The organism is Streptomyces sp. NBC_00461 (assembly GCF_036013935.1).
GTDB lineage: Bacteria > Actinomycetota > Actinomycetes > Streptomycetales > Streptomycetaceae > Streptomyces.
On record NZ_CP107902.1, the window covers coordinates 9,164,268 to 9,178,198 of the forward strand.

The window sequence follows — 13,931 nt, forward strand, 5'->3', positions numbered from 1 at the left end:
CCTGGTCAGGGGGCGTTTTGCTGCGCAGCGGGATGCGGTGCACCGGCGGTGTCGCGGACAGGGGGCGCGCTGCCGGACTGTCGTACGCCCGGGCAGACCGTTCCGGGCAGGGGCGGCTGCGTCGCGAAGCGTGGCGGGTGGCGGTGTTCCTGGGGCGCACGCTGCGGGGCGAGTGGAACGGCATCGTGGTCGATCCCGTGCGGCAACTCCGAAGGCGCGGGCTGCCCGCACTGTCCCTCGCGTTCTTGGCCGCCTTCGGCGTCATCTTCTTCCATGCCCTGGCGCAACGGCCGACCGGTGCCGTGGCGGTCCGGATCCTCGGCGGCGTCAAGGCCGACCTGCCGTGGTGGCTGGCCCTGCTGCGCACGCCGGTGTCGCTGTACGTCCCGGCCCTGGATCTGCCCGTGTGGGCGGGGATCACGCAGTTGTTCCTCGCGTTCGCGCTCGCCGAACTCGCACTCGGCCGGGCCAGGACGCTCGCCGTCGCGTACGCGACCACGCTGGCCGGCACCCTCCTGGTGCGCGTGATGATCGCGCTCGGCCCCGGCTGGGGCGGGCTGGGCCTGCCGCGTGAGATCGGGCAGGTGCTGGACACCGGACCCTCCGCGGCCGTCGTGGGCCTGTTCACCTACGTCGCCGTCGTCCGCCGTGCTCCCATCGTGTTCACGCTCACCGGCGGGTCCATGGTGTGGGAGTCGATCGCCGTACCCAATCTGGCCGGCCGGGAGCACCTGATAGCGGTCGGCGCCGCGATCGTCCTGGCGCTGTTCCATGGACGCGGCCGCGGGCGGACGTCCGGCGGGGTTGCCGTCCCTGTCCTCCGGCACGAGGTGCCGGAGGCGATGTCCCGGCGCAGGTCCTCGGAGGATCACATCGCGGTCGGTTGAGCGCCGGGCGGCGTGTGCGCACCGTGCGGGGAGGTGGTCTGGCTTATCTTCGCCACGGAATCCGACATCCGGAGTAAAAATGCAAAAAACGGATGAACTGGTTGATGTGGCGCCCCCCTCGGCGATCGTCGCCCCGCCCGACGCTCACCCGAGACGGCACGTCACCGGATGGCCCCTGTCCGTCGGCATCGCCACGGCGGCCGGTCTGGTGGCGGTGCTCGTGCTCACCGGCGGCGGGTGGCTGAACCAGCCCGCTGTCGCTGCCTGGCGCACGGTCTGTCTGGCCATCACCGTCCAGGCACTGCCCTTCCTTCTTCTGGGTACGGCCCTGTCGGGGGCGATCAACGCCTTCGTACCGGCCGACCTGTTCACCAGGATCCTGCCCAGGCGCCCCGCACTCGCCGTCCCGGTGGCCGGCGTCGCGGGCGTCGTGCTGCCGGGCTGCGAGTGCGCCTCGGTGCCGGTCGCGAACAGTCTGATCCGCCGAGGCGTCAACCCGGCCGCCGCCTTCGCCTTCCTGCTCTCCGCTCCCGCGATCAACCCGATCGTGCTCACCGCCACGGCCGTCGCCTTCCCGGGAAACCCCGCCATGGTCGCCGCCCGACTGGTCGCCTCCCTCCTCACCGCGGCCGCGATGGGCTGGCTGTGGCTCTGGCTGGGACGCGAGGAGTGGCTGCGCCCCGCAGTCCGGAACACCGGGCACCGGCCGGGGCGCAGCCGCTGGAAGGAGTTCCGCCTCGGCTTCCGGCACGACTTCCTGCACGCCGGTGGCTTCCTGGTGCTGGGCGCCATGGCCGCGGCCACGTTCAACGTGGCGGTGCCGAGCTCGGTCCTCGACACCTTCTCCGGCTCGCCCTGGCTGTCGGTCCTCTTCCTGGCCGGTCTCGCCGTCCTGCTCGCCGTCTGCTCGGAGGCGGACGCCTTCGTCGCAGCCTCGCTCACCGGCTTCTCGCCCACCGCCCGGCTGGCCTTCATGGTGGTCGGACCGATGGTCGACCTGAAGCTGATCGCCCTTCAGACGGGCACGTTCGGCCGGGCCTTCGCGCTCCGCTTCTCCACCGCGACCACGGCCGTCGCCGTCGTCGCGAGCGTCCTGATCGGAGGCGCGCTGCTGTGAAGCGCCACGTACAGGTCCTCCTGCTCGTCCTGACCGGCCTGGGACTGCTCCACACCGCCCTGTTCAGCGACCTCTGCCTGCGCTACGTCAAAGAGGGCCTGCGTCCCGTGCTCATCGCCTCCGGCGTACTGCTCCTGCTGCTGGGCCTCGCGGGAGCCGCGCTGGACCACATGGACCCGGAAGGCGACGACCAGGGACGCAACCACGACCACGACCACGACCATGCCCACGACCACGACCACGACCACGACCATGCCCACGACCACGACCACGACCACGACCACGACCATGCCCACGACCAGGACAGACACGAAGACGATCACGGGCACGACCACTCCACCGCCCCCCGCATCGCCTGGCTGCTGTTCCTGCCCGCGCTCAGCCTGCTCTTCTACGCTCCGCCCGCCCTCGGCGCGTACACGGCCTCGCACGCGAACAACAAGGCCGTGAAGCAGGAGCAGCGGTTCGACCCGCTGCCCGCGACCACACCCCTGCCGCTGACCCTGACGGACTTCACCGCCCGGGTCCAGCAGGACCGGGAACAGGCCATCAGGGGCCGCAGCATCAGCATGACCGGTTTCGTCACCCCGGCAGGACCGGACGGCGGCTGGTATCTGACCCGGATCATCTTCACCTGCTGCGCGGCCGACTCCCAGTCGGTCAAGGTGCGGATGTACGGGACTCCCGCGCCGCCCGCCAACACCTGGCTGGCCGTCACCGGAAACTGGCACCCGCGCGGCACGCTCGGCACGAAGTCCGCGACGGCGGCCCTCGACATCCACCGCACCGAGCGCATCTCGCCGCCCGTCAACGCGTTCACGGACGACCTTCCGCTGACTCCCTCGTGACGAGAGCCCTGGTCCGCCCCGTGCCACCTGCACCCGGCGACCGGCCCGCTCGCGTCCCGCCGCAGGGCGTCACACGGTCGCTCCTGGTCGGCCCTGGTCGCCCTCGGTCGGCGTGGTCCGCGTCCGAGACGCATCCGTGGAGCGGACGAACTCCCGGATGACGCGGGCCAGTTCCGCCGGCCGGTCCAGGGGGAGCAGCGTGTACCCGTCGTCCACCTCGACCAGCCGTCCCTGGGGCAGCAGTGCGGCGAGGCGCCGGCCGTGCTCGGGCGGCATCACCCGGTCCTCGCTCGCCCAGACCACCAGGGCGGGCCGGTCGAAGAGCGGCAGGCGCTCGGCGGCGGCTTCCAGCAGGCGACGGGTCGCCCGGTCCGCCGTACGCAACAGGCGTACGGCGTCCCGGCGGATCCCCGGTTCACCCAGCACCGGCCGCATCCAGCGCGCGCAGGCCGCGTCGCCCCGCTTGGTCAGCCAACCGAACGCGATCGGCAGACGGCGCACGAACCGCACTCTCATCTGCTGCATGAACAGCCCGAACAGACGCGGCGAGAGACGACCGGTGGCCACCAGGACCCGTCCGGTCAGGCCCGGCGGGAAGTTGTCGAACGCGTCGCAGGACACGAGCACCGCCCGCCCCACGCGGTCCTCGCCGTCGGCCATGACGAACTGCACGAGCGCACCGCCCGTGTCGTTCCCGACCAGCGTGACGTCCCGCAGGTCCAGCCGATCGAGGAACTCCGCGACGAGCCGCGCCACCGCGGGCAGCGACAGTTCCGCCTCTGCGCGCATCGGGTGGCGGTGCGCTCCCAGGGGCAGGGTCGGAACGACGCACCGGTGGTCGGCGGACAGGCCGGCCACCGGCCCGTCCCACAGCGAGGCGTCCATCATCAGGCCGTGCAGCAGCACCAGTACGGGACCATCGCCGCCGGTGTCGTCGTAGGCGATCGTGCCCGCGGACAGTTCGATCTCGCGGGTGTCCGCGGTCCGGGTACCGGTGTCCATGGAAGGCCTCCCGTGCGTGTCCGCCAGGTGTCAGCACTCAAGAGGGTCCAGGGCCCCGAAGTGTGACATCGTCCGGCCGCACGCGTCGTCGTGGCGCGTCGCCGGTGGGAGAATCGGCGGCGTGGACCGGGGGATTCTTGAGCGCGAGCCCGAGCTGGAGCAGCTGGCCACGGCCGCACAGGAGGCGGCGGACGGGGCCGGTTCGGTGGCGCTTGTCTTCGGCGAGGCCGGGATAGGCAAGTCGAGCCTGGTCAGAGCAATGCCGGAGCATCTGCCCAGGGGGGCCCGGGTGCTCGTCGGACAGTGCGACGACCTCGCCACCCGGCGGCCCCTCGGCCCGTTCCGCGACCTGGTCGGCAGCGTCGGCGCCGAGCTGGCCCGCGCCGTCACGGAGGGCGGCGACCGCCACCGCGTCTACGAGGCCCTGCACGGCGAGCTTGCCGTGACCCCGCATCCGGCGGTACTCGTCGTCGAGGACGTGCACTGGGCCGACGAGGCCTCCCTGGACGCCCTGCGCTTCCTCGTACGGCGTATGGAACAGCTGCCCGCCCTGCTGGTCCTCACCTACCGCGACGACGAGCTGAGCCGTGGACACCCCCTGCGCCACCTCCTTGGCCAGGTCTCCCGCGCGCCACGCGTGCACCGCCTGCCCCTGGCCCGGCTGTCCCTGGAGGCGGTCCGCACGCTCAGCGCGGCCGGCGGCCTCGACCCCGCCCAGGTCTACGAGGTGACGTCGGGCAACCCCTTCTTCGTCGCCGAGGTCGTCGCCGCAGGCGGCACCGGGGGAGTGCCCCCGACCGTCGTCGAGGCCGTGCTCGCCCGGCTGCGCGGACTGGAGCCGGCCACCGTGGACGCGCTGGAGCAGCTCGCCGTCGTCCCCTCGGCCGTCGAACGTCCGCTGGTCGACGCGCTGCTCAACGGCGGGGTCGCCGTCCTCGCCGCGGCCGAGCAGCGCGGGCTGCTGGCCGTCGCGCCGGAGCGGGTGGCGTTCCGGCACGAGCTGATCCGGCGGGCGGTCGCCGACGCCGTGCCCGCGGCCCGGCGCATCGAGCTCAACCGCACCGTCCTCGCGGCACTCGTCGCCCGGCCAGGCTCCGACGCGGCCCGCATCGTCCACCACGCCGCCCAGGCCGGCGACCAGGACGCCATCGCCCGCTACGGCCCCGACGCGGCCCGGGACGCCGCCTCGGCGGGCGCCCACCGCGAGGCCGCCGCCCAGCTGCGGCTCGTCCTGCGGCAACGGCACCGCTACGCCCCTGCCGACCTCGCGGGCCTCCTCGAACGCTATGCCGTGGAGACCTACACCATCGCCGACTCGGCCGCCGCCGTCACCGCCGAGCGGGAGGCGGTGGCCCTGCGCCGCTCCCTCGGCGACACCCTCGCCCTCGGCGCCGACCTGCGCTGGCTGTCCAGGATCCACTGGTGGGCCGGGGACGCCGACGAGGCGCAGGAGGCCGCCCGCGAGGCCGTCGCCGTCCTGGAGCACGCCGGCGACGACCGGCTGCTGGCGCTCGCCGTCAGCAACATCGCCCAGCTGCGGATGCTGGCCGACCGCTACCCCGAAGCCGTCGAGCACGCCGAGCGCGCCATCGTGCTCGCCCAGAAGACCCAGGACGCGGGGATCCTCTCGCACGCCCTCAACAACCAGGGCACGGCCCGCTGGCGGGGCGGCGACCCCGGCGGGCGGCGCCAGCTGGAGGAGAGCCTGGAGGTCGCCCTCGACGCCGGCGAGGTCGAGCACGCCTGCCGCGCCTACGCCAACCTCATCTGGACCCTGCTCGACACCCTGCAGTTCACCGAGGCCGACCGCTTCCTGACCCCGGCCATGGACCTGGCCGACCGCGCCGAACACCTCGGCTTCCTCACCTACCTCCACGTCGAGCTGGCCATACGCCGGCTCGCCGCCGCCGACTGGGAGGAGGCCGAGCGGCACGCCGAGTTCGGAATCCACGACTTCCTGCCCGCACGCTGCCCGGCACTGACCGTCCTGGCCCGGGTGCGCACCCGCTGCGGCCGCCCCGGCGCCGACGAACTCCTCGCCGAGGCCCGGGAGATCGCCGTACGCACCCGGGAACTCCAGCGCACCGGCCCCGTGGCGGCCGCGCTGGCGGAGGCGGCCTGGCTGCGCGGGGACCTCGACGCCGTGGTGGAGGCCGTGGCCCCGTTCCACGCGCAGGCCCGTGACCTTGCCGTCGTCCCCCACCGTGCCGAGCTCGGCTACTGGCTCACCAAGGCCGGGCATCCCCCGTTCCCGGCGGACGACTCGGGGCATCCGTACGCGCTGCAGGCACGCGGGCAGTGGCGGCGCGCCGCGGCCCTCTGGCACACGGCGGGCTGCCCGTACGAGTACGCCGTCGCGCTCGCGGAGAGCCCGGAGCCCGCCGACAAGCTCACCGCCCTGGCCCGGCTCGACGCCCTGGGCGCCGAACCGCCGGCCCACCTGCTCCGCACCGAGCTGCGCAGGCTCGGCGTGCCCCACGTCCCGCGCGGCCCCGTCGCCGCCACCCGTGGCAACCCCGCCGGCCTCACGGAACGCCAACTGCAGGTCATGCGGCTGCTGGCGCAGGGCCTGACCAACGGCGAGATCGCCGACCGGCTCGTGGTCTCCGTCCGTACCGTGGACAACCACGTCCGCGCGGTCCTCGACAAGCTGGACGCGCCCACACGACGCCACGTCGCCGTCCGCGCGGCGCAGCTCGGACTGCTCGCCGGCCGCGAGACGTAGGTATCCCGCGGGCCCGAGCTGGGTGACGCCCACGGATGCCCGGGCTCGCGCTACCCGAGTAGAACGTACAGACCTACCTGTCTCCTAAAAAAACGGGGGAAATCCGTATGTCCAGTACAGCGGCCCAGGCAGCGCGCAAGGAACTGGCCGACTTCTCCGGAGAACTGATCGGACCCGAGGACTCCGGCTACGAACAGGCCCGCGCCGTCTACAACGCCATGATCGACCGGCGTCCCGCACTCCTCGCACGCTGCGCCGACGCGGACGCCGTCGCCCGCGTGATCGGCTTCGCCCGGGCGCACGACCTGCCCCTCGCCGTCCGCGGCGGCGGACACCACGGCGCCGGTCTCGGCACCGTCGACGGCGGCGTCGTGGCCGACCTGTCGCCCATGAAGGACATTTACGTCGACCCTGCCGCCCGCACCGTCCGGGTCGGCGGCGGCTGCGTGTGGGGCGAGGTGGACCGCGCCACCAACCCGCACGGCCTCGCCACCCCCAGCGGCATCGTGTCCACCACCGGCGTCGGCGGCCTCGCCCTCGGCGGCGGCCTGGGCCACCTGACCCGCAGGTGCGGCCTGACCATCGACAACATCCTCGCCGCCGACGTCGTCCTGGCCGACGGGCAGCAGGTGCGCGCGAGCGCCGACGAGAACTCCGACCTGTTCTGGGCGATCCGCGGAGGAGGCGGCAACTTCGGCGTCGTCACCTCGTTCGAGTTCCGGCTGCACGAGGTCAGCACGGTCGTCGCCGGTCCGACCTTCTGGCCCGTCGAGGTCAGCCCCGAAGTCCTCAGCGCCTACCGGGACTTCCTCCCGAACGCCCCGCGCGAGCTCAACGCCTTCTTCCTGTACGGCACCGTCCCGCCGGCCCCGCCGTTCCCCGAGGACATCCAGATGCGCAAGACGGCCGGCGTCGTCTGGTGCTACGTCGGAGACGACACCGAGGCCGCCGCACGCGAGATGGCCCCGCTGCTCGACGCCCTGCCGACGCCGATGCTGCACGCGGTCGGCCCGATGCCCCACCCCGACCTTCAGGGCATGTTCGACGGGCTCTACCCTCCGGGCCACCAGTGGTACTGGCGCGCCGACTTCGTCAACGAGATCCCGGACGAGGCCGTCCAACTGCACGCCAAGTTCGGTGCCGAGGCTCCGACGGTCCAGTCGACCATGCACCTGTACCCGATCGACGGCGCCGCCCACGACGTGGGCCCCGACGAGACCCCCTGGGCCTACCGCGGCGCCCAGTGGTCCACCGTCTACGCCGGTGTCGACCCCGACCCGGCCAACGCGGACCTCGTCAAGCGGTGGACCGTCGACTACTTCGAGGCCCTGCACCCGTACTCGGCGGGCGGCGCCTACGTGAACATGATGATGGACGAGGGCCAGGACCGCGTCCGCGCCAGCTACGGCGGCAACTACGACCGCCTGGCCCAGGTCAAGGCCGACCGCGACCCGGACAACGTGTTCCGCCTCAACCAGAACATCCGGCCGAGCTGACCGGAACGCCATTCACCTGGCGTCGATGAACGGGCGGTGCCCCGGGCGGGGGACGGGGCACCGCCCGTTCATCGGCGCCAGGATCCAGTCCCGCGCCCCGGCCGGGTCGATCGCCGCGTCGATCCCGAACGCGGCCGCCGCGCACGCCCGGCCGGGCCCGCGATCGCCTTCATCACTGCAAAAATGCCCCGCACGCAGCCAAGTCCGTGCCGCACGCAGCCAAGTCCGTGCCGCGCGCCGTCACTTCCGTGCCGCCCGCCCGATCGCCTCGACCAGCGGCAGCAGCCGCTGCGGGACGCGCTCGCGCAGGGCCACCTCGGTGCGGGTGCGGACGACGCCGGGCAGGCTGATCAGCTTCTGGATCACGTCCTCCAGATGGGCGTTGTCGCGTGCCACGACCCGGGTCAGCAGATCCCCGCCGCCCGTGATCGAGAAGGCCTCCACGATCTCCGGCACCGCGGCCAGCGCGTCCCCCACGTCGTCCAGATTCCCCTGGGTGACCTCGATGTGCACGAACGCGAGCACCGGGTGTCCGAGCGCGGCCGGCGAGAGCGTCGGACCCGTGCCGGTGATCACGCCGTCCCGTTCCAGCCGGTCGAGGCGGGCCTGCAGGGTGCCGCGGGCGACGCCGAGGACACGGGCGTACTCGCGCATGCTGGTGCGCGGCCGCTCCATCAGCAGCCGCAGGATGCGGGTGTCGAGTTCGTCGACGGCCATCGCGCCCGGCCTCCTCGTACATGGACCGATGGCTCGCCCGTGGACGGGCCCGGTCCGGTATGTCTGTGCCAATGGCCCAGCGTATTGGATGGCGCTTGAGCCAGCCGCAGTGTTGATGCTGCAATGAGTACGTCGATGGCGCTGCGGATCCCGCGGCGCCTTTTTCATGCCGTGGTCCGGTCGCGGTCCGAGGGGCGGGGAAAGCAGTGCTGAAGAGGGTGTTCGTGGCTCCGGACCCGGGGCGCACACGGCTGCGTTTCGCCGCGCGGGCCGTGCTCGGCATCGGACTCGCGGTCGTCGTCTGCGATCTGGCCGGACTCTCCCTCGCCGGAGCCGTTACCGGCGGCCTCGCCGCGCTGCTCGCCCTGTTCACCGTCTCCGACGCCACGGTCCGGGGGCAGGCCGTCACCACCGCGCTGCTGCCCGCCGTCGGTCTGCCCGTGTTCACCGCCGCGGCCCAGCTGCACGACCATCCCGTGGCCCGCGACCTCACCTTCCTCGCCGTCATCGGCGTGGGCGTGTACGCGCGCCGCTGGGGCCCGCGCGGGCACAGCCTCGGCGTGTTCGCGTTCATGACCTTCTTCGTGGCGCAGTTCCTGCACGCGACCACGGACCGGCTGCCCGAGCTGTACGCCGCCGTGATCCTGTCCCTGCTCACCGCATCCGCCGTGCGGTTCGGCCTGTGGTGCTACGAGGCCCAGCTGCCCCCGGCGCCCGTGCCCGCCCCGCCCGCCGGCACCGGCCTTGCCCGCGTCACCACGCGCCAGGCCGTCCAGGCCACCGCCGGCGCGGGCTTCGCCCTCGTCGTGGGCCAGCTGGTGTCGGGACAGCGCTGGTACTGGGCCGTCGGCGCCACCTGGTGGATCTTCGTCAACACCGCCTCGCGCGGCGAGACCCTGGTCCGGGGCTTCCGCCGGGTCCTCGGCACGGTGATCGGCATCGGCCTCGGCCTGTTGATCGCCGTCCCCGTGCACGGAGCGGCCGCCCCCACGGCCGTACTCCTCGCCGTCTGCGTTTTCGGCATCTTCTACACGGCCGCGGTGTCGTACACGTGGATGATGCTCTCGGTCACGCTCCTCGCCGAACTCCTCTACGGCCTCCTGGGCGTGCTGAACCCGGCCCTGCTCGCCCTGCGCCTCGCCGAGACAGGCGTCGGCGCGCTCGGTGCCGCACTCGCCGTGCTCTTCGTCCTGCCGGTCACCACGCACACCGTCACCGACGTCTGGATCCAGCGCGCCCTGCGCTGCGTCCACGCGTGCACGGCCGAGGCAGCCGCGCGCCTGGCCGGTTCCGCGACGGCCGACCCGGCGCCACGGGTCGCGGAACTGGACCAGTTGCTGGGCCGCGTGCGGTTCTCGGTCGCACCCCTGGTCCACCCGCTCAACCCGATGCTCGGCCGCAAGCGACGCGCCCGCCGCGTACTCGCTCTCCTCGACGACTGCGCCCGCGAGACCCGAGGCCTGGTCGCCGTCGCGGCCGACCCGGAGGCCTCCCACGACGCCCGCCTGGCAGCCGCCTGCTGGCGCGTGGAGGCAGCGGTCGAGGCGCTCACGGGAGGCGGCGGCAACCAGGTCCCCGCCACCACCGACTCGCCTGCCGCCGAACCCGCTCTGGCTCACCTTCACGGCCTGGAACGGGCCCTCATGGAACTCGCCACCCCTCTGCGGACGCCGTCGGGCTCACCGCTCGTGGGTGCGTGAACACCGACCGACGCATTGCGGCCCGGTCACATCCAACAGGTGTGGTCTAGACCGCTATTGATCGACTGCTAACGTCGCCCCGACGGCACAGGACCGAGAGGGGACAGCGGTGACAGACGGCGGCGGGCGGCGACGACGGGCCTTCATCGGGTCGTTCACGGCAGCGGGAGGCAGCGGGATCGTGACGGCGGCCGTGGCCGCGGACAGCGGCGCCCTGACCGCCCTGAGCAGCGTGGACGGCGTGCCCGACCCCTCGTACCTGGCGCTGGCGCCCGACGCGCGGACCCTTTACGCGGTCAGCGAGACGGCTGAGGGCGCGGTGGCCGCGTACCGGGTCACGGGGAACCGGCCGGCGAGGTCCGGTGCACCGGTGCCGGTCGGCGGCAGCGGCCCCACGCACCTGAGCGTCCACGACGGCCACGTCCTGACCGCCAACTACGGCTCCGGCAGTGTCACCGCGGTGCCCGTCCGCGCCGACGGCACCCTCGCGGGCGCCGCCTCCGACGTCTTCCAGCACCGGGGCTCGGGCCCGCACACCCAGCGCCAGCAGGGGCCGCACGCCCACCAGGTGCAGTCCGACCCGAGCGGGCGGTGGGCCGTCAGCGTCGACCTCGGCACGGACTCGGTCCGGGTGTGCACCCTGACGGACGGCCGCCTCGAACTGCACCGGGAAGTCGCCCTGCGCCCCGGCTGCGGACCCCGCCACCTGGCCTTCCACCCGGCCGGCACGCACGCGTACGTGCTCAACGAACTGACGCCGACCGTCACCGTCTGCCGCTGGGACGCCGCCGACGGCACCCTGGAGCCGCTGACCGAGCGCCACGTGCTGCCCGACGGCCCGGCCGGCGACGCCTATCCGTCCGGCATCGTCGCCGCGCCCGACGGCCGCTTCGTGTGGACCGCCACCCGCGGTGAGGACGTACTGTCCACGTTCGCCGTCGAGGGGGACGAACTACGGCTGGTCGGCACGGTCCCCTGCGGCGGCCACTGGCCCCGCGCGATCGCCGAGTCGGCGGGATTCCTCTACGTCGCGAACGAACGCTCCGGCGAGGTGGCCTGGTTCGCCGTCGACCCCGGCACGGGCCTGCCACGCTACGAGGGCGCGCTCACGGCCCCCGCCGCATCCTGCGTGATCTTCGGCTGACCGACGAGGTATGCCGAAGGGCCCGCTCCGGTTGGGTGGAGGGGGCCCTTCGGTGTCCGTGTGTGGTGCTGTGCGCGGCACTGGGGCGGGCAGGCCTTGCGGCTGGGGTGGGGGGCGGTGTCGGGCGTGGCGGGTTTGCTTGTGGTCCCGGCTGTGTCCTGTGTGGTGTTCGGCTGAGCGGCGAGGTGTATGCCGAAGGGCCCGCTCCGGTTGGGTGGAGGGGGCCCTTCGGTGTCCGTACTTGGTGCCCGCGCGCGTCAGCGGACCGGCGCGCCCTGTGGCTGGGGCGGGGCGATGCCCAGCGCCGTCGTGTACTTGGCCAGCGCGAGCTTGCCGATCGCCGGGTAGGGGCCGAGCGCCTCGGCGGCCGGGCAGCCCGCCTCCTTGGCCGCCTCCTCGATCAGGCCCGCGTCGATCTCCGGCCCTATCAGATACGGCGCGAGGGCCAGCTGCTGCGAGCCCGAGGCACGCAGCTGCTCGGCGATGGCCGCGATCGAGCCGTCCTGGTCCAGCGCCGCCGCCATCACCGGCACGGCGAGACGTGCGGCGAGCAGCATGCCGGTGATCCCGGCTGTCTGAACGGCCTCGTCACCGCCCACCGACGCCAGGATGATGCCGTCCGCGGCGGTCGCCACGGTGAACAGCCGGGCCCGGTCCGCGCGGGCCAGACCGGCCTCCGACAGCCGCACGTGCAGCGCCTCGGCGAGCAGCGGGTGCGGGCCCAGCACATCGGTCAGATCGGCCGCGACGCGGCTGTCCATCACGGCCTGGCGGATACGGCGCAGCAGCGCGCCGTCCGGGCCGGCCAGCAGAGGCACGACGACGGCGACGGGGCCCTCGGGCTCCTTGACGTCCAGACCGGCGGCCCTGGCGTGCTCGAAGCGGGCCGCACGCTCCTCGGCGGCGTGCGCGAGCACGGCCTGAAGCGCGGGGAACTCCGCCTCGTCCCCGTCGAGGTACCCGATCCGCGCGTCCAGACCGGGAAGCTCGGAGCGGGCGATGCTCACGACTTCCTCGGCGAGGCTGCGCGTGGCGGCGCCGGGAGTGCCCGGTACCGCGAGGACGAGCGCGGGCGCGCCCTCGGGAGCCGCCAACGGCTCGGGTCGGCGGTGCCGCCCGGGCTGGCGAGGTCGCGGCATTCGTACTGGCAGGCCGGACGCGGGCCCAGTGGGGGAGCTCATGGCGACGCATGTTACTGGCTTCACGGGCTCCCCTGTTCGGGGAGGGTGCAGGTGAGCGGTATCCGTCCGCTTTTGTCTGATGAGTTACGTACGGTTCAGACAAGATTGGTGGCCCGGGAGCGGTCCCCCGTCCCGGTCACCACACACAGCATCGCCTCATCACCCGGGAGAGTGAGCACCCCCGCCGCGAGGTCGTCGGCCATCCGCACCGAGCCCGCCAGGGGATCACCGGCGGCCGGTACCAGCGCAGCGTGCGGCAGCCGCCGCGACAACTCCTCCTTCAGCGGGACGAGCAACGGGTCGCCCATCCTGAACAGGCCGCCCGTGACGGCCACCCGGGGCTCTCCCGCGGCCGGGCAGACCGCGGCCGCCGACTCGGCCATGTGCCCGGCCGCCGCCCGCAGGATGCCCGCGGCGACCGGATCGCCGTCGGCACAGGCGGCCACGTGGGGCGCGAAGGAGGCGAGGACGGCAGGACGGTCCTGGCGCGGGTAGAGCAGCCCCGGCAGCCCCGGCATCGGGCCGAACATCTCCTCGGCGCGGGCCAGCAGCCCGGCCGAACCGCCGGGACGCCCGTCGTACGCCCGCAGAGCCGCCTCCAGTCCGGCTCGCCCGATCCAGGCACCGCTGCCGCAGTCGCCCAGCAGATGACCCCAGCCGTCCGCGCGGCGCCAGCGCGCCAGGTCCGTGCCGACGGCGATCAGGCCCGTGCCGGCGGCGACCACGGCACCGGCACGTGGCCCGAGGGCGCCCACATAGGCGGTGACGGCGTCGGCGGCGAGGGCGACGGCACGGATGCCGAACTCCCGCCCCAGCGCACCGGGGAGTTCGGCGCGCAGGGCGTCACCCAGCGTGGCGAGCCCGGCGGCACCCACGACGGCCGCGCTCAGCGCGGAAACACCGGTCCCCTCGGTCAACGCCCGCACCATCGGCACCAGTTGGGCCATGAGATGCCCGGGGTCGATGCCCCGGGCTCCGGTACGCACCGGCTCCCGCGACTCCCGCTCCGCGAGCAGACCACGCTCCGTGTTCTTGACGGCGACGCGCAGTCCGGAGCCTCCGGAGTCGACCGCGAGGATCCCCGTCGTGCCCGCCCGCGCTCTGTTGCCCTCCG

General features: G+C 73.5%; 11 protein-coding genes. 7 read left to right on the forward strand and 4 right to left on the reverse strand.

All coding sequences use genetic code 11. The features are described from left to right. Nucleotides 1-17 precede the first annotated feature (17 nt). From OG870_RS42390 to OG870_RS42400, 3 genes are all read left to right on the forward strand, one after another. Entirely contained in the window at nucleotides 18-887 is an 870-nt protein-coding gene (locus OG870_RS42390) for a hypothetical protein (protein ID WP_266587053.1), read from the forward strand. Between the two features lie 79 nt (nucleotides 888-966). Next, nucleotides 967-2,004, forward strand: a complete 1,038-nt coding sequence (locus OG870_RS42395) for a permease (protein ID WP_266526690.1) — start codon at nucleotides 967-969, stop codon at nucleotides 2,002-2,004. Next, nucleotides 2,001-2,852, forward strand: coding sequence for a TIGR03943 family putative permease subunit (locus OG870_RS42400; RefSeq protein ID WP_266587055.1), 852 nt, complete (start codon nucleotides 2,001-2,003; stop codon nucleotides 2,850-2,852). The genes OG870_RS42395 and OG870_RS42400 overlap by 4 nt, the downstream gene beginning before the upstream one ends. 69 nt (nucleotides 2,853-2,921) lie before the next feature. Here the strand turns inward: OG870_RS42400 and OG870_RS42405 are convergent, their stop codons facing one another. Further along, a complete protein-coding gene (locus OG870_RS42405; protein ID WP_266587057.1) occupies nucleotides 2,922-3,854 on the reverse strand; it encodes an alpha/beta fold hydrolase in 933 nt (310 codons plus the stop codon). 121 nt (nucleotides 3,855-3,975) lie between these two features. On the opposite strand from OG870_RS42405, the gene OG870_RS42410 reads away from it, so the two are divergent. Next, complete coding sequence (locus tag OG870_RS42410; protein WP_266526681.1) at nucleotides 3,976-6,579, forward strand: ATP-binding protein; 2,604 nt, start codon at nucleotides 3,976-3,978, stop codon at nucleotides 6,577-6,579. 107 nt (nucleotides 6,580-6,686) lie between these two features. Then, nucleotides 6,687-8,075, forward strand: coding sequence for an FAD-binding oxidoreductase (locus OG870_RS42415; RefSeq protein WP_266587059.1), 1,389 nt, complete (start codon nucleotides 6,687-6,689; stop codon nucleotides 8,073-8,075). 240 nt (nucleotides 8,076-8,315) lie between these two features. Here OG870_RS42415 and OG870_RS42420 read toward each other — a convergent pair whose 3' ends face one another. Then, complete coding sequence (locus OG870_RS42420; protein WP_266526675.1) at nucleotides 8,316-8,792, reverse strand: Lrp/AsnC family transcriptional regulator; 477 nt, start codon at nucleotides 8,790-8,792, stop codon at nucleotides 8,316-8,318. 206 nt (nucleotides 8,793-8,998) lie between these two features. On the opposite strand from OG870_RS42420, the gene OG870_RS42425 reads away from it, so the two are divergent. After that, a complete protein-coding gene (locus OG870_RS42425) occupies nucleotides 8,999-10,492 on the forward strand; it encodes an FUSC family protein (protein ID WP_266587061.1) in 1,494 nt (497 codons plus the stop codon). Nucleotides 10,493-10,601: 109 nt separating this feature from the next. Continuing rightward, nucleotides 10,602-11,636, forward strand: a complete 1,035-nt coding sequence (locus tag OG870_RS42430; protein WP_266587063.1) for a lactonase family protein — start codon at nucleotides 10,602-10,604, stop codon at nucleotides 11,634-11,636. 257 nt (nucleotides 11,637-11,893) lie between these two features. Here the strand turns inward: OG870_RS42430 and OG870_RS42435 are convergent, their stop codons facing one another. Continuing rightward, on the reverse strand, nucleotides 11,894-12,817 hold the full coding sequence (locus OG870_RS42435; RefSeq protein WP_266526665.1) for a sirohydrochlorin chelatase: 924 nt from the start codon (nucleotides 12,815-12,817) through the stop codon (nucleotides 11,894-11,896). A gap of 95 nt (nucleotides 12,818-12,912) precedes the next feature. Then, nucleotides 12,913-13,896: an N-acetylglucosamine kinase gene (locus OG870_RS42440; protein WP_266588569.1), complete on the reverse strand. Its 984-nt coding sequence runs from the start codon at nucleotides 13,894-13,896 to the stop codon at nucleotides 12,913-12,915. Nucleotides 13,897-13,931 lie beyond the last annotated feature (35 nt).